This is a genomic window from Nocardia sp. NPDC058480, assembly GCF_042720495.1.
In the GTDB taxonomy this organism is placed as follows: domain Bacteria; phylum Actinomycetota; class Actinomycetes; order Mycobacteriales; family Mycobacteriaceae; genus Nocardia.
Genome location: NZ_JBHXMN010000020.1, coordinates 70,265 through 93,955, shown reverse-complemented (window position 1 = coordinate 93,955; position 23,691 = coordinate 70,265). Strand labels below are relative to the sequence as shown.

Annotated in this window: 24 protein-coding genes; 8 read left to right on the top strand and 16 right to left on the bottom strand. The window is 66.8% G+C overall.

Features of this window, described 5'->3' with window-relative positions; genetic code table 11:
* Positions 1–58: 58 nt before the first annotated feature.
* Entirely contained in the window at positions 59–817 is a 759-nt protein-coding gene (locus tag ACFWO8_RS30315; protein ID WP_378970796.1) for an SDR family oxidoreductase, read from the top strand.
* 67 nt (positions 818–884) lie between these two features.
* Here ACFWO8_RS30315 and dmpG read toward each other — a convergent pair whose 3' ends face one another.
* From dmpG to ACFWO8_RS30300, 3 genes are read right to left on the bottom strand one after another with little or no spacing between them, the layout of a single operon-like run.
* Positions 885–1,940: a 4-hydroxy-2-oxovalerate aldolase gene (gene dmpG / locus ACFWO8_RS30310; RefSeq protein WP_378970792.1), complete on the bottom strand. Its 1,056-nt coding sequence runs from the start codon at positions 1,938–1,940 to the stop codon at positions 885–887.
* A gap of 12 nt (positions 1,941–1,952) precedes the next feature.
* Positions 1,953–2,858, bottom strand: coding sequence for an acetaldehyde dehydrogenase (acetylating) (locus ACFWO8_RS30305; RefSeq protein ID WP_378970781.1), 906 nt, complete (start codon positions 2,856–2,858; stop codon positions 1,953–1,955).
* A gap of 24 nt (positions 2,859–2,882) precedes the next feature.
* Positions 2,883–3,668: a 2-keto-4-pentenoate hydratase gene (locus ACFWO8_RS30300; protein ID WP_378970776.1), complete on the bottom strand. Its 786-nt coding sequence runs from the start codon at positions 3,666–3,668 to the stop codon at positions 2,883–2,885.
* Positions 3,669–3,892: 224 nt separating this feature from the next.
* On the opposite strand from ACFWO8_RS30300, the gene kstD reads away from it, so the two are divergent.
* Positions 3,893–5,587 carry a 3-oxosteroid 1-dehydrogenase gene (gene kstD / locus ACFWO8_RS30295; RefSeq protein WP_378970770.1) on the top strand — a complete coding sequence of 565 codons (1,695 nt, stop codon included), beginning with the start codon at positions 3,893–3,895 and terminating at the stop codon, positions 5,585–5,587.
* Between the two features lie 153 nt (positions 5,588–5,740).
* Positions 5,741–6,601 (top strand): MaoC/PaaZ C-terminal domain-containing protein, encoded by an 861-nt coding sequence (locus ACFWO8_RS30290; RefSeq protein WP_378970758.1) that lies wholly within the window; start codon positions 5,741–5,743, stop codon positions 6,599–6,601.
* A 24-nt stretch (positions 6,602–6,625) separates the two neighbouring features.
* Here the strand turns inward: ACFWO8_RS30290 and ACFWO8_RS30285 are convergent, their stop codons facing one another.
* From ACFWO8_RS30285 to hsaA, 5 genes are all read right to left on the bottom strand, one after another.
* Complete coding sequence (locus tag ACFWO8_RS30285) at positions 6,626–7,048, bottom strand: YdeI family protein (protein ID WP_378970751.1); 423 nt, start codon at positions 7,046–7,048, stop codon at positions 6,626–6,628.
* Between the two features lie 98 nt (positions 7,049–7,146).
* Positions 7,147–7,722, bottom strand: a complete 576-nt coding sequence (gene hsaB / locus ACFWO8_RS30280; protein WP_378970748.1) for a 3-hydroxy-9,10-secoandrosta-1,3,5(10)-triene-9,17-dione monooxygenase reductase subunit — start codon at positions 7,720–7,722, stop codon at positions 7,147–7,149.
* A gap of 16 nt (positions 7,723–7,738) precedes the next feature.
* Positions 7,739–8,644: an iron-dependent extradiol dioxygenase HsaC gene (gene hsaC, locus ACFWO8_RS30275; RefSeq protein ID WP_378970740.1), complete on the bottom strand. Its 906-nt coding sequence runs from the start codon at positions 8,642–8,644 to the stop codon at positions 7,739–7,741.
* Positions 8,641–9,510, bottom strand: coding sequence for a 4,5:9,10-diseco-3-hydroxy-5,9,17-trioxoandrosta-1(10),2-diene-4-oate hydrolase (gene hsaD / locus ACFWO8_RS30270; protein ID WP_378970732.1), 870 nt, complete (start codon positions 9,508–9,510; stop codon positions 8,641–8,643). Before hsaD ends, hsaC begins: the two co-directional genes overlap by 4 nt.
* Before the next feature lie 3 nt (positions 9,511–9,513).
* A complete protein-coding gene (gene hsaA / locus ACFWO8_RS30265; protein ID WP_378970708.1) occupies positions 9,514–10,677 on the bottom strand; it encodes a 3-hydroxy-9,10-secoandrosta-1,3,5(10)-triene-9,17-dione monooxygenase oxygenase subunit in 1,164 nt (387 codons plus the stop codon).
* Between the two features lie 195 nt (positions 10,678–10,872).
* On the opposite strand from hsaA, the gene ACFWO8_RS30260 reads away from it, so the two are divergent.
* Together ACFWO8_RS30260 and ACFWO8_RS30255 are read left to right on the top strand one after the other, a co-directional pair.
* Positions 10,873–12,048 carry a Rieske 2Fe-2S domain-containing protein gene (locus tag ACFWO8_RS30260; RefSeq protein ID WP_378970702.1) on the top strand — a complete coding sequence of 392 codons (1,176 nt, stop codon included), beginning with the start codon at positions 10,873–10,875 and terminating at the stop codon, positions 12,046–12,048.
* 1 nt (position 12,049) lies between these two features.
* Positions 12,050–12,472: a hypothetical protein gene (locus ACFWO8_RS30255; RefSeq protein ID WP_378970692.1), complete on the top strand. Its 423-nt coding sequence runs from the start codon at positions 12,050–12,052 to the stop codon at positions 12,470–12,472.
* Here ACFWO8_RS30255 and ACFWO8_RS30250 read toward each other — a convergent pair whose 3' ends face one another.
* The 8 genes from ACFWO8_RS30250 to ACFWO8_RS30215 all read right to left on the bottom strand — a co-directional run bounded on the left by ACFWO8_RS30250 (position 12,473) and on the right by ACFWO8_RS30215 (position 20,896).
* Positions 12,473–13,222, bottom strand: a complete 750-nt coding sequence (locus ACFWO8_RS30250; protein WP_378970686.1) for a DUF427 domain-containing protein — start codon at positions 13,220–13,222, stop codon at positions 12,473–12,475.
* Positions 13,223–13,413: 191 nt separating this feature from the next.
* Positions 13,414–14,634 (bottom strand): MFS transporter, encoded by a 1,221-nt coding sequence (locus ACFWO8_RS30245; RefSeq protein WP_378970679.1) that lies wholly within the window; start codon positions 14,632–14,634, stop codon positions 13,414–13,416.
* Positions 14,635–14,651: 17 nt separating this feature from the next.
* Positions 14,652–15,104 carry a MarR family winged helix-turn-helix transcriptional regulator gene (locus ACFWO8_RS30240; protein WP_378970675.1) on the bottom strand — a complete coding sequence of 151 codons (453 nt, stop codon included), beginning with the start codon at positions 15,102–15,104 and terminating at the stop codon, positions 14,652–14,654.
* A gap of 130 nt (positions 15,105–15,234) precedes the next feature.
* Positions 15,235–16,284: an acyl-CoA dehydrogenase family protein gene (locus ACFWO8_RS30235; protein ID WP_378970667.1), complete on the bottom strand. Its 1,050-nt coding sequence runs from the start codon at positions 16,282–16,284 to the stop codon at positions 15,235–15,237.
* Positions 16,285–16,294: 10 nt separating this feature from the next.
* On the bottom strand, positions 16,295–17,299 hold the full coding sequence (locus tag ACFWO8_RS30230) for an acyl-CoA dehydrogenase family protein (protein WP_378970654.1): 1,005 nt from the start codon (positions 17,297–17,299) through the stop codon (positions 16,295–16,297).
* Positions 17,300–17,327: 28 nt separating this feature from the next.
* The gene (locus ACFWO8_RS30225; protein ID WP_378970637.1) at positions 17,328–18,470 is read right to left on the bottom strand and encodes an acyl-CoA dehydrogenase family protein; all 1,143 of its coding nucleotides are present in this window, start codon (positions 18,468–18,470) and stop codon (positions 17,328–17,330) included.
* Positions 18,471–19,346 (bottom strand): enoyl-CoA hydratase, encoded by an 876-nt coding sequence (locus ACFWO8_RS30220; protein ID WP_378970627.1) that lies wholly within the window; start codon positions 19,344–19,346, stop codon positions 18,471–18,473.
* Complete coding sequence (locus ACFWO8_RS30215) at positions 19,343–20,896, bottom strand: FadD3 family acyl-CoA ligase (RefSeq protein WP_378970621.1); 1,554 nt, start codon at positions 20,894–20,896, stop codon at positions 19,343–19,345. Before ACFWO8_RS30215 ends, ACFWO8_RS30220 begins: the two co-directional genes overlap by 4 nt.
* A gap of 79 nt (positions 20,897–20,975) precedes the next feature.
* Between ACFWO8_RS30215 and ACFWO8_RS30210 the strand changes: the two genes are divergently transcribed.
* From ACFWO8_RS30210 to ACFWO8_RS30200, 3 genes are read left to right on the top strand one after another with little or no spacing between them, the layout of a single operon-like run.
* Positions 20,976–22,163 carry an acyl-CoA dehydrogenase family protein gene (locus ACFWO8_RS30210; RefSeq protein ID WP_378970613.1) on the top strand — a complete coding sequence of 396 codons (1,188 nt, stop codon included), beginning with the start codon at positions 20,976–20,978 and terminating at the stop codon, positions 22,161–22,163.
* Positions 22,160–22,981 (top strand): SDR family oxidoreductase, encoded by an 822-nt coding sequence (locus ACFWO8_RS30205; protein WP_378970602.1) that lies wholly within the window; start codon positions 22,160–22,162, stop codon positions 22,979–22,981. Before ACFWO8_RS30210 ends, ACFWO8_RS30205 begins: the two co-directional genes overlap by 4 nt.
* Before the next feature lie 46 nt (positions 22,982–23,027).
* Positions 23,028–23,648 (top strand): TetR/AcrR family transcriptional regulator, encoded by a 621-nt coding sequence (locus ACFWO8_RS30200; protein ID WP_378970595.1) that lies wholly within the window; start codon positions 23,028–23,030, stop codon positions 23,646–23,648.
* The last annotated feature ends 43 nt before the right edge of the window (positions 23,649–23,691 follow it).

Genomic DNA, 23,691 nt, shown 5'->3' with positions numbered 1-23,691 from the left:
AGTTGCTTCTGAATCAGAAGCGTTTTGACCGGTCGGGGATGTGACGAGGAGATCGACGATGGATTCGACAGTTCAGCGAATCGTGCTGGTGACCGGGGCCTCGCGGGGCATCGGGGCGGAGGCCGCCGCGCAGTTCGGGGCGGCGGGGGCGCATGTCGTCGTGAACTTTCGGGAGAAGCGCAAGCGGGCGCAGGACGTCGTGGACGGGATTACCGCGGCGGGCGGTAGTGCCTCGGTGCTCGGTGCCGATGTTTCCGATCCGGCGGCTGTCGAGACGATGGTCGAGGAGGTCGGCCGGACGTTCGGGCGGCTGGATACCTTGGTGCTCAACGCGTCCGGTGGACTCGAGCGGGATGCCGATCCCGGGTACGCACTCCGGCTCAATCGGGATGCGCAGGTGAACCTGGCGACGGCGATGCTGCAGCTGATGTCAGGGGACGGCCGGATCGTGTTCGTTACCAGTCATCAGGCGCACTTCATCCACGAAAACGACAACGTGCCACAGGGTTACACGCCGATAGCGCGGAGCAAGCGGGCCGGCGAGGATGCGTTACGAGCGCTGATTCCCGAATTCCGTGAGCGTGGAGTCGGTTTCACGGTGGTGTCCGGCGACATGATCGACGGGACGATCATCGTCCGCCTGTTGGAACGGCGCGACCCGGGCAGTGTCGAATCCCGCCGTGCGGCAGGCCCGTTGCCCACGGTCGAGGACTTCGCGCGCGTGATCGTTGCGGCCGGCACCGAAGCGGTCGCCGACGGCCACACGTACTTCGTCGGTGGAGACGACTACCTCGCCGCCGGTGCGCGCACGCGGTGACCCAACGATGTGGAACGCCGAACGGCGTGACCCGGGGTTCCGGGTCACGCCGTTCGGCGGGTCCGTCTCAGGCCGAGGCGGTGGCCGAAGCTTCGCGCTGGAGTTCCAGGGCGATATCGATGAGCTGGTCTTCCTGGCCACCGACGAGCTTGCGCTTGCCCGCGCGGACGAGCATTTCGGCGGCGGAGACACCGTAGCGTTCGGCCTGGCGTTCGGCATGGCGCAGGAAGCTGGAGTAGACACCCGCGTAGCCCATCATCAGCGCCTGACGGTCGAGCAGGCATTCCGACGGCATGGCCGGGCGGACCACATCCTCGGCGGCGTCGGTGACGGCGAAGAAGTCGACGCCGGTCTTGATACCGAGCTTGTCGCAGACGCCGATGAAGGCTTCGACCGGCAGGTTGCCCGCGCCCGCGCCGAAGCGGCGAGCCGAGCCGTCGATCTGGGTGGCGCCGGCGCGCACGGCGTAGACCGAGTTCGCTACGGCCAGGCCCAGGTTCTCGTGGCCGTGGAACCCGACCTGGGCGTCGTCGCCGAGTTCGGCGACCAGGGCCGAGACGCGGTCCGAAACCTGCTCGAGGACGAGCGCGCCCGCGGAGTCGACGACGTACACGCACTGGCAGCCCGCGTCGGCCATGATGCGGGCCTGCTTGGCCAGGTTCTCCGGCGTGGTCGAGTGGGCCATCATGAGGAACCCGACGGTCTCGAGGCCGAGATCGCGGGCGTAGCCGAAGTGCTGGATGGAGACGTCGGCTTCGGTGCAGTGGGTGGCGATGCGGCAGATGGACGCGCCGTTGTCCTGGGAGATCTTGATGTCTTCCTTGACGCCGACGCCGGGCAGCATGAGGAAGGCGATCTTGGCCTGCTTGGCGGTTTCCGCGGCAGCCTTGATCAGTTCCTGCTCAGGGGTTTTGGAGAAACCGTAGTTGAACGAGGACCCGGCCAGGCCGTCACCGTGGGTGACCTCGATGACCGGGACACCCGACGCGTCGAGCGCGCCGACGATGTCGCGAACCTCGGTCACGGTGAACTGGTGGCGCTTGTGGTGCGAGCCGTCACGCAGCGAAGTATCGGTGACGCGCACATCGAGTTCGCCCGAGTAGGGCTGCAGGATGTTGTTCATGGTCGAATCTCCTTACACCCGAGCCGAGAGGATTTGATCGGCCAGCACATCGCCGACCTTGGTGGCCGCGGCCGTCATGATGTCGAGGTTGCCCGCGTACGGCGGCAGGAAGTCGCCCGCGCCCTCGACCTCGACGAAGATCGACACCTTCGCCAAGCCGCCGGATACCAGCGACGGGTCGTCGAACTGCGGTTCGTTGAGCAGCCGGTAGCCGGGCACGTACTCCTGAATGGACTTCTCCATCCGGAAGATCGACTCGGAGATCGCGTCGCGATCGGCATCCTCGGGGATGGCGCAGAAGATGGTGTCGCGCATGATCATCGGCGGCTCAGCCGGGTTCAGGATGATGATGGCCTTACCGCGTTCGGCGCCACCGATGGTCTCCACACCCTTGGAGGTGGTCTTGGTGAACTCGTCGATGTTCGCGCGAGTACCCGGACCGGCCGACACCGAGGACACCGACGCCACGATCTCGGCGTAGGACACCGGGACCACCCGCGAGACCGCGTTGACCATCGGAATCGTGGCCTGACCACCGCAGGTGATCATGTTGACGTTCATCGCATCCCGGAGCGTGTCCAGGTTCACCGGCGGAATGACGGCGGGGCCGACGGCGGCCGGGGTCAGGTCGACGGCGCGAATGCCCGCGGCCTCGTACTTCGGGGCGTACGCGCGGTGCACGTAGGCCGAGGTCGCCTCGAACAGCAGGTCCGGCTTCTCGTCGAGGGCGAGCAGCCAGTCCGCGCCCTCAGGGGAGGTTTCGAGGCCGAGGCCGCGAGCGCGCTTGAGGCCCTCGGACTCCGGGTCGATACCGACCATCCAGCGCGGCTCGATCTTGTCCGAGCGCAGCAGCTTGTACAGCAGATCGGTGCTGATGTTGCCGGACCCCACGATCGCGGCGGTGACTTTGCTGGTCACGGTGTACTCCTAGGGAAGTCTGGTTCAGCTGAAACGCAAACGGACGGAACCGAGTCCGGTGAACTCGGCGAGGAAGTCGTCACCGGGGCGAGCGTCGATGGCGCGGGTGCAGGAACCGGGCAGCACGATGTCGCCCTTCTTCAACCGCACCCCGAAGGTCGCGACCTTGCGCGCCAGCCACGCGACGGCGATCACCGGATCGCCGAGCACCGCGTCGCTGCGGCCCTCGGCGATGACCTCGCCGTTGCGGGTGAGCACGGCGTCGATGGCCTTGATGTCGATGTCGCCGGGGGCGACGCGCTCCTTGCCGAGCACCCACCCGGCCGAGGAGGCGTTGTCGGCGATGGTGTCGGTCAGGCCGATCTTCCAGTCGTTGATGCGCGAGTCGATGAGTTCGATCGAGGGCGCGTACGCGACGGTCGCGGCCAGCACGTCGGCCTCGGTGCAGTCCTCGCCGGGCAGGTCGGCGCCGAGCACGAACCCGACCTCGACCTCCACGCGCGGCAGCAGGAACTTCGAGGTGTCGACGGGAATGTCCTCGAAGACTTCCATCTCGGCGAGCAGGTGACCGTAGTCGGGCTCGTCGACGCCCATCATCTCCTGCATCGCCTTCGACGAAAGCCCCACCTTGTGGCCGACGACCTTGGCGCCCGCCTTCAGCCTGCGCTGGATGTTGAGCAGCTGGATCTCGTAGGCATCGACCACATCGATGTCGGGGAACCGGTCGACGAGCGGCGCCACGGCGACCCGGTCGTCTTCGGCGCGGGCGAGTTCGTCGGCGAGTTGAGTTCGTACCGCGTCAGGCAGCACGCGGACCTCCTTGGCAGCACGGCATGGGTCGGACAGGACGTTCCAGACATCAAAACTGTAACTGGTTTCGCCGGGCGACGTGACCTGTTCACCTGACCATACAACGCGACTACAGGTGATTTCTATAACACGTTCCACTTTTTCTAGGGCAAACGACGGGGCGCACTGGAACAAGTTCTACTTTCGGCTGTCAAACTTCGAAGTGCTTCTATAACGTGTTCTATATGAGTGATCGGGAATACGATGTCGTGGTCGTCGGGAGCGGCGCCGCCGGGATGACCGCGGCCCTCGCCGCGGCCCACAAGGGACTGAGCGTTGTGGTGCTGGAGAAGGCCGCGCACTACGGCGGGTCGACGGCCCGATCCGGCGGTGGCGTCTGGATTCCGGGCAACAAGGCGCTGCTCGCCTCCGGCCGGCCCGACGACCGCGAGGACGCGCGTACCTACCTGCACAGCATCATCGGCGATGTGGTGCCCGCCGAGAAGATCGATACCTACCTCGATCGCGGCGCCGAGGCGTTCGACTTCGTCCTCGATCACAGCCCGCTGAAGATGAACTGGGTGCCCGGCTACTCCGACTACTACCCGGAAGCGCCGGGTGGACGCGGTTCCGGACGGTCGTGTGAGCCGAAGCCGTTCAACGCCAAGGTGCTCGGGGCTGAGCTCGTCAACCTGGAACCGCCCTACGCCAAGGCGCCGCTCAATGTCGTGGTCACGCAGGCGGACTTCGTGCGCCTCAACCTGATCCGCCGTCATCCCAAGGGCGCGATGCGGGCGCTGCGCGTCGGCGCGCGCACCTATCTGGCCAAGTTCACCGGTAAGCACCTGCTCGGTATGGGTCAGGCCATCATCGCCGCCATGCGTAAGGGCCTGCTCGACGTCGGCGTGCCGGTGCTGCTCAACACCCCGCTCACCGACCTGGTGGTCACCGACGGCAAGGTCACCGGCGTCAAAGCCACCGTCGACGGCGAGTCGGTCGTCTTCACCGCGCGCTACGGCGTGGTGCTCGGCGCAGGCGGGTTCGAGCACAACGCCGACATGCGCGCCAAGTACCAGCGGCAGCCGATAACCACTGAGTGGACAACCGGTGCCGCGGCCAACACCGGCGATGGCATCGTCGCGGGCATGGCAGCGGGTGCGACGGTCGGGTTCATGGAGGACGCCTGGTGGGGTCCGACGATCTTCAAGGGCGGCAAGCCCTGGTTCGCACTGGCCGAGCGCAACCTGCCCGGCACCATCATGGTCAACGACCGGGGTGAGCGCTTCGGCAACGAGTCGGCGCCCTACGTCGAGGCGGTGCACACCATGTACGGCGGTGAGTACGGTCAGGGCCCTGGCCCCGGCGAGAACATTCCCTCCTGGCTGGTGTTCGACCAGCGCTACCGCAACCGCTACATCTTCGCCGGACTGCAGCCGGGACAGCGCTTCCCGTCGCGCTGGATGGAGAACGACTACATCGTCAAGGCCGACACGATCGCCGAGCTGGCCGAACGCATCGGCGTGCCCGTCGACAAGCTGACCTCGACGATCGAGCGCTTCAACGGCTTCGCCACCGCGGGCAAGGACGAGGACTTCGGCCGGGGCAACAGCCACTACGACCGCTACTACGGCGACCCGACCGTGAAGCCGAATCCGTGCCTGGCCGAACTGTCGCAGGGTCCGTTCTACGCGGCGAAGATGGTGCCCGGCGACCTCGGCACCAAGGGCGGACTTGTCACCGATACGGCCGGACGGGTGCTGCGCGAAGACGATTCCGTGATCGACGGTCTCTACGCCGCGGGCAACTCCAGCTCGCCGGTGATGGGCCACACCTACGCGGGCCCCGGCGCCACCATCGGCCCCGCGATCACCTTCGCCTACCTGGCGGTCCTCGACATCGTCGCCAAGAAGACGACCGATTCGGCGAAGGCGACCGCATGAGCGTCAGCCCGACGATCACCATCGGCTACCTGGCGGTCCTCAACGTCTCGACGACCGCGTCGGTGGACGAGGTCGACGCATGATCGGAGGTGGCGTTCTCGTGCCCACCGAACGAGCCATCCATACTGTTCAGCAGACACGCAGGAGTAACCAATGCCCATTGATCTAGCGACCGCGCTCGGCGCGACTCTGCCTGCGCGCGAGTTCAGTTGGACGACCACCGACGTGCAGCTCTATCACCTGGGCCTCGGCGCCGGCGCGCGTCCGACCGATCCGGCCGAGCTGGCCTACCTCGACGATCGCGAACCCCAGGTGCTGCCGACGTTCGCGGCGGTGGCACCGACCCTCGGCGCGACCGAGCCGCCGAGGGTGAGCTTCCCCGGCATCGAGATCGACCTGGCCAAGGTGGTGCACGGGCACCAGGAAGTCGTGGTGCACAAGCCGATTCCGGCCGCGGGCAAGGCGATGTGGGGCGGCCGGATCGCCGAGATCTGGGACAAGGGCGCCAATGCGGTGATCGTGCAGGAGCACACCGTCACCGGGTCCGACGGTGAACCGCTGTGGACGGTGCGGTCCTCCATCTTCGCCAAGGGCGAAGGCGGCTTCGGCGGCGAGCGCGGCCCGAGCACCCGAGCCGAACTGCCGGATCGCGCGCCCGACGCCGAGCTGCTCACCCCGACGTTGCCGCAGCAGGCCCTCCTGTACCGCCTGTCCGGCGACCTCAACCCGCTGCACTCGGATCCCGAATTCGCCCGTGGCGCAGGCTTTCCCGCCCCGATCCTGCACGGACTGTGCACCTACGGCATGGTCTGCAAGGCCATCACGGACGCTCTCCTGGACAGCGACGCGACCCGAGTCGGCGGTTTCCGGGCCAAGTTCGCCGGCGTCCTCTACCCGGGCGAGACCCTGCGCACCAAGGTATGGCGCGAGGGCGACGAGCTGATCGCGGTCGTCACCGTGGTCGAACGAGACGACGCACCGGTCCTCAGCGACGTCGCCTTGCGTATTGCCTGATCCGGACCACTGATCACCAGGCCATCACGTCACTATCGCCCGAGAGCGAAATACGTGGTGGCCTGGTGCTCTTGATTCCAGCGCGGTGATCGCGTGGGTGATGCGGCCGTCGGCGACGGCCGATTCGATGGCCACGTACCCGGCGGGCCGCATGCGCCCCGCGGTGATCAGGGCTTCGGCCTTGGCGATGTTGATCTGGGACCAGGGGCTGCGCGCTCGACGTGGCGAGTACCGCTGCAGGTAGTGGTGGGTGTCGAGGCTGCGTCGAACGCTGTCGATCCAGCCGTAACAGAGCGCGCCGTCCAGGGTTTCGGTGATCGTCACCGATGGCTCGGGTGCGCCCTTCTTCGCGATCCGCACCCAGACCTCACCAGCGGACGAGTGGTGGGTGGACAGCCACGATTCCCAAGCGTTCGCGTCAGTGCAGATGAGGTAGTCGATGGTCATGTGAACCATCGTCCGCGTCAAAGTGCTCAACGAATGAGCACTTAAAAACAAAAAACGGGCGCGGCCGCACATTGTGTGTGCGGCCGCGCCCGATTAGCTCAGAGCCAGGTGTCGAGGCTGGTGGTGGTGAGGAAGTGGTCCAGGTCCGCGCGCCAGGGGGCGGGGGTGGTCTTGTCCGGCTCGATGCCGGTGTACTGGCCGCGGTAGAACAGCAGCGGTCGGCCGCCGGTGGCGACCGATTCGGCGAGGGCGTGGACCCGGCCGATCACGATGTAATGGTCGCCGCCGTCGACGACGGAGTCGACGGTGCACTCGATCGTGGCGAGTGAATCGTCGAGCACCGGCACACCGAGTTCGGATGTCCGCCAGCCGACGCCGGCGAACTTGTCGGTCTCCCGCGAACCGAAGCGCGCGCAGACCGGCTGCTGTTCCTCGGAGAGGACGTTCACGCAGAACTTGCCCGCCGCCTCGATCGCCGCCCACGAGCGCGAGCCCTTGGTGGGGCAGAACAGGACCAGGGGTGGATCGAGGGAGAGTGCGGCGAAGGACTGACAGGCGAAGCCGATCGGCGCGCCGTCTGGGTCGAGTGCCGTGATCACGGTGATGCCCGTGCAGAACTGCCCGAGCACGGTGCGGAACTGCCGGCCATCGATCGCCGGTGCTTGCTCTGTCATGTCCTTCGCCCCTGCTCTACTGCTTGAATCCGATGGTGAAGTCGTGACCCCACAGGCTGACCGCGGTCGATTCGCGGGCGACCCAGTCGTGGTCGTCGACTTCCAGTCCTTCACAGCCGAATTCGATGTCGAATCCGCCGGGAGTCTTCATGTAGAAGGACAGCATCTTGTCGTTGATGTGCCGACCGAGAGAGGCCGACATCTTGACCTTCTTGCGGTTGGCGCGGTCCAGGCAGAGGCCGACATCGTCGGAGTTCTCCACCTCGAGCATGAGATGCACGATGCCGGTCGGATTCGGCAGCGGCAGGAACGCCAGCGCGTGGTGGCGCGGGTTGCAGCCGTAGAAGCGCAGCCAGGCCGGGTCGCCGTCGGCGGGACGACCCACCATCTGCGGCGGTAGCCGCATGGAGTCCCGGAGCCGGAAGCCGAGCACGTCCTGGTAGAACGCCTGTGCCGCGGCATCGTCGGTGCAGGTGAGAACCACGTGGCCAAGACCCTGCTCGGCGGTGACGAACTTGTGGCCGTAGGGGCTCACGAAGCGGCGGCCCAGGTACTGCGCGCCGTAGAACGCCTCGAGGGTGTTGCCGGACGGATCCTGGAACCGGATCATGCCCTCGACCCGGCGCTCACCGAGCTCTTCCTTGGTGCCTTCAGTGAAGGCGACTCCGGCCTTGTCCAGGGTCTCCCGCAGCTGCTGTAGGCCGGGGGCGTCGGTGACCTCCCAGCCCGAGACCAGCAGTCGGTCCTGCTCGCCGGGGACGATCACCAGACGCGCGGCGAAATCGTCCATACGCAGGTAGAGCGCGTCGGGGTTGAGCCCGGTGCCCTCCATCATGCCGAGCACCTTGAGGCCGTACTCGCGCCAGGCCGCCATATCGGTGGCCTCGATGCGCATGTAGCCGAGGGCGCGAATACTCATCACTTCTCCCCGAGGAAATCGACGGTGAGCCGGTTGAACTCGTCGAACTTCTCCAGCTGCGCCCAGTGCCCACAGCCGCCGAACACATGCAGCTGGACGCGCGGGATCACCTTGGTGGCGACGAGCGCGCCGTCGAGCGGGTTCACCCGATCCTCGCGACCCCAGATCAGCAGCACCGGCTGACGCAGCTTGTACGCGTCACGCCAGAGCATGCCCTTCTCGAAATCGGCACTCGCGAAGGACTTGCCCATCGCCTTCATCGCGGCCAACGACTCAGGGGTATTGGCCAGCGCGAACCGTTCGTCGATCAGCTCGTCGGTCACCAGCGACTGATCGAAGACCATGATCCGCAGGAACTTCTCCAGGTTGTCCCTGGTCGGTTCGTAGGTGAACTTCGAGAGCAGCTTCACACCCTCGGTGGGGTCGGGCGCGAACAGATTGGTGCTCAGCCCGCCCGGTCCCATCAGCACGAGTTTGCCCGCGCGGGTGGGGTTGTCCAGCGCGAATCGCACCGAGGCGCCGCCGCCGAGGGAGTTGCCGAGCAGGTGCACCCTGTCCGTGATCTCCAGGTGATCGAGCAACGCGAGCAGCGCGTTCGAGCTGTGCACGAAGTACTGCGGGTGGTCGATCGGCTTGTCGGACTTGCCGTACCCCGGCTGATCGGGCGCGATCACGTGATAGTGCTCGGCCAGTACCGGGATGTTGCGGGCGAAGTTCGACCACGCCGAGGCGCCGGGTCCACCACCGTGCAGCAGCACGATCGTTGTCCCGTTGCCCACACCGGCCTCGTGGTAGTGCAGCTTCAGATCGGGGGTGACCTGCGCGAAGCGTGAGGTCGATTCGTAGGTGAGTTCAGCGGTCTGGGTCATCGGCTACACCATGGCGTCGGTGACGGGCAGCCCGAACTCGTGCGTGCCATACATGACGTAGGCGCGCTCGGGATCGTTGGCCGCGTGCACCCGCCCGGCATGCGCGTCACGCCAGAAGCGCTGCAGCGGAGTGCCGTTGGCGAGCGCGGTCGCGCCGGAGGACTCGAACAGCTTGTCGATCGAGGCGATCACGCGACCGGTCGAGCGCACCTGGTCACGACGAGCGCGCACGCGCAGATCGAACGGCACCTCCTCGCCTGCCAGCAGCAACGCGTACTCCTCGGCGACATTGCCCGAGAGCTGACGCCACGCGGCGTCGATATCGCTGGCCGCCTCGGCCACGCGGACCTTGGCGAACGGATCGTCCTTGGCGTTCTCGCCGGCGAAGGCCGCGCGTACGCGCTTGCCCTGGTGCTCGACGTGCGCCTCGTAGGCGCCGTAGCCCATGCCGACGATCGGCGCGGAGATGGTGGTGGGGTGAATGGTGCCCCACGGCATCTTGTACACCGGGTCGGTGTTCTGCTCGAGGCCCGGCGCGCGGCCCTCGCCCATCGCGCGGAAGCTCAGGAACCGGTGCGACGGGACGAAGACGTCCTCGACGACGACGGTGTTGGAGCCGGTGCCACGCAGGCCGACGACATTCCAGACGTCATCGATGCGGTAGTCCGAGCGCGGGATCAAGAAGCTGCCGAAGTCGACCGGCTTGCCGTTCTTGATCACCGGACCGCCGAGAACCGCCCAGGTGGCGTGATCGGAACCCGAGGACCAAGCCCACGAGCCGCGCACGATGTAGCCGCCGTCGACGGCCTGTCCCGCACCCATCGGCGCGTACGAGGACGAGATGCGCACATCGGTGTCCTCGCCCCAGACGTCCTGCTGGGCCTGCTGGTCGTACAGCGCGAGGTGCCAGTTGTGCACCCCGATGATGCCGGCGACCCAGCCGGTGGAGCCGCACGCGCTGGCGATCTTGCGCACGGTGTCGTAGAAGACCACCGGGTCGGCGGCATGGCCGCCCCACTGCTTGGGCTGGAGCAGCCGGAAGAAACCGGTCTCCTGCAGCGCCTTCATGGATTCTTCGGGAATGCGGCGCAGGTCTTCGGCCTCCTGCGCGCGCTCACGCAGTGTCGGCAGCAGTGCCTCGACCCGTTCGGTCACTTCTTGCGTCATTTCGGAGCCCGCTCCTGCCCTTGTCGGATCGACAAACCGGTTCTTTTCGTCTCTGAGATTAGAACAGGTTCTCGTTTCTGTCGAGAAGACCGCCCCATCTCGGATATAACAGGAGTCAACAGAGAAGTTCGCTGGACAGCTGGCGTTAAGTGGCTCGGTTTTGTAACGTGTTCTAGTGAACGAGGAGGGTTCGGGATGGCGATCAACCCCAAGGTGAGGGAACTCGACGTCGGTGCACCGCCGACGAGGTTCGCACGCGGCTGGCACTGTGTCGGTCTTGCGGCGACGTTCCGCGACGGCAAGCCGCACGCGGTCGAGGTCTTCGGTACCAAGCTCGTCGTGTGGACCGATACCGACGACGAGATCCGTGTGCTCGACGCCTACTGCAGGCATATGGGCGGCGATCTGACCATGGGAACGGTGAAGGGCGACGACATCGCCTGCCCGTTCCACGATTGGCGCTGGGGCGCGAACGGAAAGTGCACCGCGATTCCGTACGCGCGTCGCGTTCCGCCGCTGGCCCGCACCAGGAAGTGGACCACGCTCGAGCGAAACGGTCAGCTCTACCTCTGGCATGACCACGAGGGCAACGAGCCGTCGGACGAGGTGACGATCCCGTATATCGAGGGCCCGTACACCGACGAACAGGGCAACCCCACCGAGACCCACAACAGCGGCTGGACCGACTGGACCTGGGACACGTTGCTGATCGAAGGCGCCAACTGCCGCGAGATCATCGACAACGTCGTGGACATGGCGCACTTCTTCTACATCCACTACGCCTTCCCGACGTACTTCAAGAACGTCTTCGAAGGCCACGTGGCGACGCAGTTCCTGGAGACCAAGGGTCGTCCCGACGTCGGCATGGCGGCCAAGCACGGCGCTGACACGCTGCTCAAGTCAGAGGCGTCCTACTTCGGACCGTCCTACATGATCAATCCGCTGGTGAACATCTACAGCGGGTACGAGATCAAGGTCCAGCTGATCAACTGCCACTACCCGGTCAGCCAGGATTCGTTCGTGCTGCAGTGGGGCCTGTCCGTCGAGAAGCCCAAGGGTCTGCCCGACGAGGCCGCGAAGAAGCTGGCCGACACGATGGCCAAGTTCTTCGGCGACGGTTTCCTGCAGGACGTGGAGATCTGGAAGCACAAGTCCAAGCTCGACAACCCGTTGCTCTGCGAGGAGGACGGCCCGGTCTACCAGCTGCGTCGCTGGTACGACCAGTTCTACGTCGACGTCGCCGACGTCACCGAGAAGATGACCCAGCGCTTCGAATTCGAGGTCGACACGACCAAGGCGAATCAGGCATGGGAGGCCGAAGTGGCGGAGAATCTGCGTCGCAAGGCCGAATCCGAGGAAGCGGGCGTCTGACATGACTCCAAGCGAGCCGCAAAGGTCCGGCGATCCGTCGCGGCTCGCTTCGGCTGAGCCGGGGTCGGGTGAGTCGCCGCAGCGTGCGGCGACCCGCCCGACCTGGGCCAAAGCGCCTGATTTCGCGGATCAGCCCGTGCGACAGGCCGCGGTGCGGGCGCAAACCGTGGTCGACAAACAGCACTATCTCGATACCGGTCTGACCCCACTGCGGTGCCAGACGTGCTCGGCGCAGGTCTTAGTCCGCAAGGCGAGCGCGCATCAGACCTCGGTGCAGTGGACCGAACGACCTGACGCGCACTGCCCGGTTTTCGCGCAGCTGGCCGAACACGGCGCCCGGCCGGGTCGGCCGGAATCGTGTCCGTCACTCGAGAAGTCGATCAAATGGGCCATCGATGAGGGCGTGCTCGAAGTCGGCGAATAGTCAGCTGAACGGTGTGTGCGGGCGATCCTGCCGTACCCCGTCGAGGTAGATGTCGACCTTCTCGTTGTAGAAGCACGCCAGGCCGGCGACCTTCTGACTCTCCGGCAACGGCGTGCGATAGATCCAGACGATATCGGCGTGATCGGTGTCGTCGACTCGCACATTCCAGTAGTCGGCGGTGCCCTTGTACGGGCAGCTGGAGTGGGTGTCCGACGGTGTCAGCAGATCCATCCTGACATCGGTCAGCGGCAGGTAATACCGTGCGGGCAAACCGGTTTCGAACAGAATCCGCGGCGAACGTGAGTCCGCTACGGTGACCCCGTCGATCTCCACCCGCACGTTCCGGGAGCTGCCGAGAATGTCGACGCGCGAATACGGATCGCGCGGATGCACGAAGACCTGCTCGTCTTCCTCGAACCAGTCGAACGCGGCGATATCGAGTCGCACAGCGTCTTTCAGCTCCGGCAGCGGCGAGTCGAGATAGCGCAGCGCCGCACCGTCGGCCCGCATGCCATCGACCGCCACGTCGTAGCCCGTCGCTTCACCGCGGCTGGGGGAGTGCTCGGTGATCCCGTTCGGATCGAGATCGGCGTGCACATCGGTGAGTGGCACGTAGTAGGTCGGGTAGTAGGGGATTTCCCAGACCAGCAGCGGCCGCAACGTATCAGCCACCAGTTTCCCGCGCAGATAGACCCGCACTCGCTTCTGCCCGGTCTCAACCTTGACAAGTCCACGTCGGTCCTCGGCCATACACCGACGCTACCCGAAGCCCGACCCCGAACCCCGACCTTTAGGGAGGGGCCGGCCGCGCAGCGGCCGGTTCGCGGCCGTCCCGCAGTTGCGGGTTCGAAAGCGCTACGCCGCAGGCGTTAGTCTCGAGCCCGCAACTGCGGGACCGCCAGGGCCGCGAATCGAGCGCGCCAGCGCTCCAAAAACACAGCTCAATCGCCGACGGTGATGGCCTGCGCTTCTTCGACGGAGTGCGGGGCTGGGTCGTGGTCGTCGATGTGGGCCAGTGCGTTGCGGCCGAGGTACAGCACCGCGACCGCGGCGGCGGTGAAGGCCGCGCCGAGCCAGAACGGCAGCGACATATTGTGCTCGCCGAGCTTGCCCGCCACCCATGGCGCGGCCGCACCGCCACCGAATCGGACGAAGCTGTACGCCGCCGACGCGGTCGAGCGTTCGACCGGCGCCGAGATCATCACGGCCTCGGTGATCAGCGTGTTGTTCACGCCGAGGAACGCACCCGCGATCACGACACCGACGATCAGCACGATCTTGTGCTCGGTGAAGATCCCCATCACGGCCAGATCGATCGCGAACAGGGCCAGCGACAGTGCCATCATCGGCAGCGAACCGAAGCGCGCCTGCAGTTTCGGGGCCAGGAACACCGAGGACACGGCGAGCAGGATGCCCCAGCCGCAGAAGATGAAGCCGATCGCGTAGGTGCCCATGTCCAGCGGGAACGGGGTGAACGCGAGCAGGGTGAAGAAGCCGAAGTTGTAGAGCAGCGCGGTGATGCTGACGGTGAGCAATCCCCTGTGCCGCAATGCTTTGAACGGCGCGGTGATCGAGGTCGGATGCGGTGCCTTCGGTGTTTCCGGCAGCAGCACGACGATCGCGATGAAGGCCACGGCCATCAGCACCGAAACGCCGAAGAACGGTCCACGCCAGCTGATTCCGCCGAGCACGCCGCCCAGCAGCGGACCGGTCGCGATGCCGATACCGAGCGCGGCCTCGTAGAGGATGATCGCCTTGGCGACCCCGCCGGTGGCCGCGCCGACGATGGTGGCCAGTGCCGTGGCGATGAACAGCGCGTTGCCGAGACCCCAGCCCGCGCGGAAGCCGATGATCTCGCCGATGCTGCCGGACAGGCCGGCCAGCGCGGCGAACACGATGATGATCGCCAGCCCGGACAGCAGCGTCTTCTTCGCGCCGAAGCGGCTCGAGATCATGCCGGTGACCAGCATGGCGACGCCGGTGACGGCCATGTAGCTGGTGAAAAGCAGCGACACCTGTGACGGCGTCGCGTTCAGCTGCTCGCCGATCGGCTTGAGAATGGGATCGACGAGGCCGATGCCCATGAACGCGATAACGCTCGCGAAGGCGACGGCCAGGACAGCTTTGGGCTGGCCGGCCGGGGAGGTGGCCGCGGCGTTCATTGGCGCTCCTGGTTGCATCACTGATGACCGCGGGCAACCGCACGAAGTGCTGTCAGCAGGTCGTTCATGTCGGTATCGAGGCGGATCAGCCGATCGAGATCGAAATCGGCGAGTCCGGGTGCCACGGCGGCGGCGAACGCGCGCCTGGCCTCGGTGAGACGGGACCGGCCGGCCGGGGTGAGCGCGACGAGCACTGCCCGGGAATCGTGCGGGTCCTTGGTGCGGGTGGCGAATCCGTCGGTGACGAGTCGGCCGATCAGCGCCGTTGCCGCCGGTTGGGAACATCTGTCGATCCGGGCGAAATCGCTCACTCGCAGACCACCGTGCTCGTCGAGCACGGCAAGGGCCCGCAGGACCGCGCGGGGCAGATCGTCGTTGCTGATCGCCCCGGCCAGCCGGGTGAGCCGACCAGCAGTGACCAACAGGTCGACCACGATGTCGTCCGCGGATGGCTGCTCTGTCTGCTTCACGAGAGATTAGCTTACATAAGCTAACTATCTAAATCTAGGAGGATCGGCTCAGGAGCCTGGTGAAACGGCGCACAACATGCCGAAAGCCCCCGGCAGCGGGGCTGCTACCAGGGGCTTTCGGTGAATTCGGTCAGGCCGCGACCGGGCGTCGGCCGGTGCCGAACAGCTCGGCGGTGGCGTGCGCCCGCTTGAAATAGAGATGGGCGTCGTGTTCCCAGGTGATGGCGATGCCGCCGTGCAGCTGGATGGTCTCGGCCGCCACTGTGGAGAAGGTCTCGGTGCAGTGCTTGCGTGCCACCCAGGTGTCCTCCGCGGCCGACGGGCTGTCCTCGGCGACCGCCTGGACGGCGGCCTGCGCCGCCGATTCAGCCGACTCGACCAGCACGTACATATCGGCCATCCGGTGCTTGAGCGCCTGGAAGCTGCCGATCGGGCGCCCGAACTGCACGCGCGACGCGGTGTACTCGACCGTCATCTCGAGGCAGCGCCTGGCCGCGCCGACCTGTTCGGCAGCCAGTGCCGCCCAAGCGATCTCGCGCAATCGTCGCCGCAGCGCCACCGGGTCGCCGGTGCCGATCCGGGTGGCGGGGGCATTGGTGAAGGTGATGGTGGCGAGTGTGCGGGTGGGGTCGAGCGCGGGAGTCGCGGTGACGGCGACGCCGGGTGCGCCCGCTGTTGTCTCGAACAGTCCGTCGTCGGTCAGTACCAACAGCAGGTCTGCCTGCGCGCCGTGCAGCACGTAATGGGCAGCGCCACTGAGCGTTCCGTCGGTCACGCTGACTCCGGACGCATCCCAGCCGTCGGCGGCGGCCCAGCACAGGGCCGCCGTGCGTGACCCATCCGCCAGATCGGGCAACAGCCGCGCGCAGGAGGGTTCGTCACCGGCGAGCAGAATCGCCTGCACCCCGAGCACCGCCGACCCGAGCATCGGCACCCCGCTCAGCGTCCGCCCCAATTCGCCGACGACCATGAGTGATTCGACCAGGCCCGCGCCCGCGCCGCCCCACTGTTCCGGCACCGCGAGCGCGGCTACGCCGACCTGCTCGCACAGCATCCGCCACAACTTCGGGTCGTACCCGAGGTCGGTGTCCATGGCCTCGCGCAGCGCGGCGGGTGTGGCGTGTTTGCCGAGCAGGGCGCGCACGGAAGTCCGGAATTCGAGCAGTTCATTCGATGACATGGGTTCCTCCTCAGACCGCTGCGGCGTCGCGCAGTGCGGCGGCGATGCGGGCACGGTGGAAATCGGCTGTGCCCCAAGCGGTCCGCAGCGCGGCGACCTTGGTGAGCCACAGCGACAGGTCGAATTCCGCGGTGTAGCCGATGGCACCGTGCACCTGAAGCCCGGCGCGCGCGGCCCGATGGGCAGCGTCACCGCAGGTCACCAGGGCTGCCGAGACATCGCGGGCCCGGTCGGCCGAATCGAGTGTGAGCGCCGCGCGGTACAGCAGCGGCTCGGCCAGATCGAGGGCGATCAGCACATCGGCGAGTTGCTGTTTCACCGCCTGGAATTCACCGATCGCGCGACCGAACTGCTTGCGCTGCTTCGCATAGGAGGTGGTCTGTTCGAGAATCGAACGGCCCGCACCGAGGAGCTGGGCGGCACAGGCGAGAACACCGGCGTCGAAGGCGTAGTCGATGGCCGCTTCGATCTCAGGCCCCTCGGCGATCAGTTCGCCGGCCGTGACGCGGAACAGCTTGCGGGCGGGGTCGATCGAGGTCACCGAATCCGTCGCCGGAACGCCGAGTGTCAGTCGACCGTCGGCAGCGACGAGGACCGGCTCGGCGATATCGGCGTCGAGGGCGATTCCGCGCTGCGTCTCGAAGGTGATGGTGCCGAGCGACTCGCCGCTCGCGAGCGCGGACAACCACCGTCGCGCGGATGCGTCATCCGGAAGACGTTGCAGCAGTGCCGGAATCACGGCGGCGGACTCGGCCACCGGACCGGGCGCGGCACCGCGGCCCAGTTCGATCAGCGCGACAACGAGATCGACGGTGGTCGCGTCCGCCCCGTCGTACTTCTCGTCGACGATCAGGCCGAAGACGCCCATGTCGGCGATCTGCCGAAGCAGCGCGCGCCCCTTGGTGGTCTCACCATCCGACCAGGCGCGCACGGCGGCGGGTACCTGTCCGGCATCGAGAATCTTGCGCAGCTCGGCGGCGAAGTCGAGCTGTTCGGTACTGAGCGCGAATCTCATCGCAGACCTCCTGAGTTGAAGTACACGTTCATCGCTTGGTCTCGCGGGGCAGGCCGAGGATGCGCTCGGCGATGATGTTGCGCTGGATCTCGTTGGTGCCCGCGTAGATCGGGCCGGAGAGCGAGAACAGGTAGCCGTCGGTCCAGTTGCTGCGCTGCTCGGCGGACGAGCCGAGCAGCTCCAGTGCCGTCTCGTGCATCGCGATGTCGAGCTCGGACCAGTACACCTTGGTGATCGACGATTCCGCGCCGAGTTGCCCGCCGTCTTGGAGGCGAGTGACAGTGCCGAAGGTGTGCAGGCGGTAGGCCTCGGCACCGAGCCAGGCGTCGACCACCGAGTTCCTGGCCGCGGTGTCGCTCGGGTCGGCCGTCTCCTCCCACAGGTCGATGAGCCGTTGCGCGGTGGCGCTGAACCGGCCCGGGCTGCGCAGTGAGAGGCCGCGCTCGTTCGACGAGGTCGCCATCGCGACCCGCCAGCCCTCGTTCACCCCGCCGATCACATCGTGGTCCGGCACGAAGACGTCATCGAGGAAGATCTCGGCGAAGCCGGGTTCGCCGTCGAGCTGGGGGATCGGCCGCACGCTCACGCCCTCGGCGGTGAGCGGGAACATCACGTAGGTCAGCCCGTGGTGACGTTGCGCGTCGGGGTCGCTGCGGAACAGGCCGAACGACCAATCCGCGAAGGACGCACGCGAGCTCCACGTCTTCTGGCCGTTGAGCAGCCATCCGCCCTCGGTGCGTCGCGCGGTCGAACGCAGGCTCGCGAGGTCGCTGCCCGCCTCAGGCTCCGACCAGGCTTGTGCCCAGATGTCGTCACCACGAGCCATCCGCGGCAGGATCCGCGCCAGCTGTTCGGGGGTGCCGTGCTCGAACAGGGTCGGCGCCAGCAGGAAGATGCCGTTCTGCGCGACCCGGCCCGGTGCGCCCGCGGCGTAGTACTCCTGCTCGAAGAGCACCCATTCGAGGATCGACGCGTCCCGCCCGCCGAACTCGCGTGGCCACGACACCGCGGACAGCCTGGCTTCGGCCAGCTTCGCTTCCCATTCCCGGTGCGCTTCGAAACCCGCCGCGGTGTCCATCGAGGGCAGCGGCTCGGCCGGTACATTGGCGGCGAGGAACTCGCGCACCTCCAGCTGGAATTCCCGGACAGCCGGGTCGATCTCGAGATCCACTTACTTCGTCCCGTTCTGTTCGGTAGAGGTGGCGGTGGCCTTCATCGAGCGGGCGTTCATCCCGCCGAGCGAATCGGCGCCGACCTCGGCGTTGTGCGCGTGCGCGAAATGGTGCAGCCCGAAGACCGAGTCCATGCCACTGCGCATGCCCATCAGATCCTCGGCCTGGTTGACGGCCTTCTTGGTGAGCGCCAGCCCGAATTGCGGCATGGCGGAAATCTTTTCGGCGAGACCGAATACCTCGGTTTCGAGTTCCTCGCGCGGCACGACGCGGTTGACCATGCCCCACTCCTTGGCCTGCGCCGCCCCGAATCGATCGCCGGTGAACAGGAACTCCTTGGCCGCGCGCGGACCCATCACCCACGGATGCGCGAAGTACTCCACACCCGGAATGCCCATCCGGACCACCGGATCGGAGAAGAACGCGTCCTCGGAGCAGACGATCAGGTCGCACACCCAGGCCAGCATCAGCCCGCCCGCGATGCACGCGCCCTGCACCATCGCCACCATCGGCTTGGGGATTTCCCGCCAGCGCCTGCACATGCCGAGATACACCTCGGACTCGCGCGCGAACCGCTGATCACCACCGGGGCGGTCGAGGTGGTCCCACCACAGCGCTGCCTTGTTCTCGTAGTGCACATCGTGGTCGCGGCCCGGTGTACCGATGTCGTGCCCGGCGCTGAAGTGTTTTCCGTTGCCCGCCAGCACGATCACCTTGACCTCGGGATCCTCGACCGCGCGCACGAAGGCGGCGTCGAGGGCATAGGTCATCTTCGAGTTCTGCGCATTGCGGAAATCGGGCCGGTTCATGGTGACGACGGCGACCGATCCGCGCACCTCATAGGTGACGACCTCGGTCTCGGTTTCGGAACTCACGACTTCTCCTCACGTAGCTCACGCTTGAGCACTTTGCCCGCGGCGCTGTAGGGCAGCTGGTCGCGGAACTCGACAAGCCTGGGCACTTTGAAATTCGCCAATGTGCTCGCGGCGAAGGCGATCACCTCGTCGGCGGTGAGTGCCGATCCGGCCTTGCGGACGACAACGGCCTTGCCGACCTCGCCCATTCGCTCGTCGGGCACGCCGATCACCGCCGACTCGGCGACGCCGTCGAGCCTGGCCAGGGTCTGTTCGATCTCGGCGGGATACACGTTGAACCCGCCGGTGATGTACATGTCCTTGAGCCGGTCGGTGATCTTCAGATAGCCGCGCTCGTCGACGATGCCGATATCGCCGGTGTGCAACCAGCCGTCGGCGTCGATGGCCTCGGCGGTGGCCTCGGGGTCGTCGAGGTAGCCGATCATCACGTTGGGACCGCGCAGCAGCACCTCACCGGCCTCGGACAGGCGCAGTTCGAACCCGGCGATCGGCCCGCCGCAGGTGTTGGCGATGGTTTTCGCGTCGTCGGAGGGGCGGCACATGGTGCCGAAACCCGATGATTCGGACAGGCCGTAGGCGGTAATGACCACCTCGAAGGCGAGATCGTCGCGCATCCGCTCGATCAGAACCACCGGCACGGTCGCCGCGCCGGTCACCGCCACCCGCAGCGAGGTCAGGTCACGCTCGGCGCGCTGGGGATGGGAAAGGATGGTCTGGTAGATCGTCGGCGGGCCGGTGAGCACGGTGATCTGCTCGGACTCGATCAGCGCCAGCGCCGCGGGCACGTCGAAGGTGGCCTGCGGCACGATCGTGGCCCCGGTGACCAGGCACGCGAGAATGCCCGCCTTGTAACCGAAGTTGTGGAAGAACGGGGGGATCACCAGGTAGCGGTCGCCGGCGCGCAGGGTCGAGCAGTCCACCCACCCGCGCACCACATCGAGAGCCTGCCGGTGCGCGACGAGCGTGCCCTTGCTGCGGCCGGTGGTGCCGGAGGTGAACAGGATGTCGGCGATGTCGTCGGGGGAGACCTGGTCGGCCCGCTCGTCGCCTGCTGCTTCGGAGACGGTCGCGGCCTGCGCGAGCAACTCCGCCCATGTCACCGTTGTCGGTGCCGCCGCGCTGGGGGATGCCTCGACCGGGATGACGACGACGGTGCCGATACCCAGCGCCGGTGCCGTCGCCGCGAGCTCCGCGGCTCGATCGCGACCGAGGAACGGGCCCGCGACGAACAACGCCTTCGCGTCAACGCGGGTCAGCACGTCGACGGCCTCGGCCGCCACATAGCGGGTGTTCAACGGAACCAGCGCGGCGCCGACGGAATGCGCGGCCAGCGCGGCGATCACCCAGTGGTGGGTGTTCGGCGCCCACATCGCGACCCGGTCGCCGGGGGCGATGCCGCGCGCGATCAGGGCACGCGCGGCGATGCGGACCTGTTCGAGCAGCTCGGCCCAGGTCAGGCGGGTCGCGCCGTCGATCAGGGCAGGCTCGTGCGGATGCGCCGCGGCGATGTGTCGCAGCGCCTGCGGGGTGGTTTGTGCAGGAGGTGTCACGGGGTCCTCACCGTTGGACGGTTCGCTGTTCTTCCGAAGCAGCTAACAAAGCAAGTGCTTGGTAGGTTATCCTATCGGCGTGGGCGTGATCCAGACCTCAGATTCCGATACCGTGACCTCCGACGCGGAGTTTCGCGCGGAAATACGCGATTGGCTCGCCGAAAATCTTTCCGGCGAGTTCGCTGACCTGCGCGGAACCGGTGGACCCGGCCGCGAGCATGAATTCTTCGAAGAGCGACTGGCGTGGGACCGCCACCTCGCGAAGGCGGGCTGGACCTGCCTTGGCTGGCCGGTCGAATACGGCGGCCGGGGTGCGAGTGTGCGCCAGCAGGTGATCTTTCACGAGGAATACGCGAAGGCCGACGCCCCGGCGCGGGTCTCGCACGTGGGTGAGGAACTGCTCGGCCCGACGGTGCTCGCCTTCGGCACCGAGGAGCAGAAGAAGCGCTTCCTCCCCGGTGTCCGCTCGGTCGGCGAGCTGTGGTGCCAGGGCTATTCCGAGCCCGGCGCCGGTTCCGACCTCGCCGCGGTCAGCACCACGGCCCGCCTCGACGGCGACAAGTGGGTGATCAACGGCCAGAAGATCTGGACCTCGCTCGCGCACGTCGCCGACTGGTGCTTCGTGATCGCCCGCACCGAACGCGGCTCGACCCGGCACAAGGGCCTGTCCTACCTGCTGGTTCCGATGAATCAGCCCGGCATCGAAGTGCGCCCGATCGAACAGCTCACCGGCACTTCCGAATTCAACGAAGTGTTCTTCGACAACGCCGTGACCGACGCGAACCTGGTCGTCGGCGAGCCCGGTGACGGCTGGCGAATCGCCATGGGCACCTTGAACTTCGAACGCGGAATCTCCACCCTCGGTCAGCAGATCCGCTTCGCTCGCGAACTCGCCGACATCGAAGACCTGGCCCGCCGCACCGGCGCCGCCGCCGACCCGCTGATCGCCGACCGCCTCGACCGCTCCTGGGTCGGACTCAGGGTGCTGCGCGCGCACGCGCTGCGCACCATGAGCGAGGACCACGACGATTCGGGCGGCGCCTCGGTGTCGAAGTTGTTGTGGGCCAACTGGCATCGCGACCTCGGCGAGCTGGCAATGGCTGTCCAAGGCGCGGCCGGCCTGATCCTGGGCCCCGACGACATGACCGCATGGCAGCGGCTGTACCTGTTCAGCCGCGCCGACACGATCTATGGAGGTTCGAACGAAGTGCAGCGCAACATCATCGCCGAGCGTGTGCTCGGTCTCCCGCGAGAGGCACGCCCGTGAGTGAGCAGACCTATTCGGGCGCGAACAAGTCGCTGTCGATCGCGCCGGCCTCGATCCCCGGACACGGCCTGCTCGCAGGCCGGACGGCCGTGATCACCGCCGCCGCGGGCACCGGCATCGGCTCGGCCACCGCGCGCAGGCTCCTCGAAGAGGGCGCCGACGTGGTGGTCTCGGATTGGCACGAGCGCCGCTTGACCGAGACCGCCGAGCTGCTGGCGAAGGAGTTCCCGGAGCGCCGGGTCGGTGCCGTGGTGTGCGACGTCCGCGACTCCGCGCAGGTGAATCAGCTGCTCGCCGATGCCGCCGCCGAACTCGGCCGGATCGACATCATGGTCAACAACGCGGGCCTCGGCGGTGAGACCCCGGTGGTCGACATGACCGACGAGCAGTGGGACCAGGTGCTCGACATCACCCTCACCGGCACCTTCCGCTGCACCCGTGCGGCGCTCGGCTACTTTCGCGGCGCGGGCCACGGCGGCGTGATCGTCAACAATGCCTCTGTCCTGGGCTGGCGCGCCCAGCACGGCCAGGCGCACTACGCCGCCGCCAAAGCCGGCGTAATGGCGCTGACCAGGTGCAGCGCGGTCGAAGCCGCCGAATTCGGCGTGCGGATCAACGCTGTCGCGCCGAGCATCGCCCGTCATCCGTTCCTGGACAAGGTGAGCTCGACCGAGCTGCTCGACTCGCTCAGCGAGCGCGAAGCCTTCGGTCGCGCCGCCGAGCCATGGGAAGTAGCGGCGACGATCGCCATGCTGGCCAGTGACTACACCTCGTATCTGACCGGCGAGGTTGTCTCGGTGAGTAGTCAGCGCGCATGATCGCCGTGGCGGGTTCTCCGAAACCAAGCAAGTGCTTGGTACTACGATGACGGGTGTGACCGCACCCGACACCGTCAAACGCACCCGCCGCGCCGAACTCCTCGGCCTGGCCGCCGGTCTGTTCGCCGAACGTGGACTGCGTGCTACCACGGTGCGCGACATCGCCGACTCCGCGGGCATCCTCTCGGGCAGCCTCTACCACCACTTCGATTCCAAGGAATCGATGGTCGACGAGATCCTGCGCGGCTTCCTCGACGACCTGTTCGGCCGCTACCGCGAGATCGCGGGCGCGTCCCTGAGCGCACGAGACACCTTGGAGGCCTTGGTCATCGCCTCCTACGAGGCGTTCGACCGGCACCACGCCGCAGTCGCGATCTACCAGGCCGAGGCCAAGAACCTGCGCGACGTAGAACGTTTCGGCTACATCCGTGACTTCAATATCGAGTTCCGCGATCTGTGGCACCGGGTGCTCGCCGCCGGCGTCGCCGATGGCAGCTTCCGCCCCGAACTCGACGTGGAACTCGCGTTCCGCTTCCTGCGCGACACCGTGTGGGTGGCGGTCCGCTGGTACACCCCCGGTGGCCCGATCACCGTGAAAAACCTTGCCCAGCAATATCTCACCATCGTGCTCGACGGGCTCACCCTGCCCGGGAGCACCACGCCATAGGAGTTCCCGATGACCGCACCCGCCGAGCGCCGCCCCTACACCC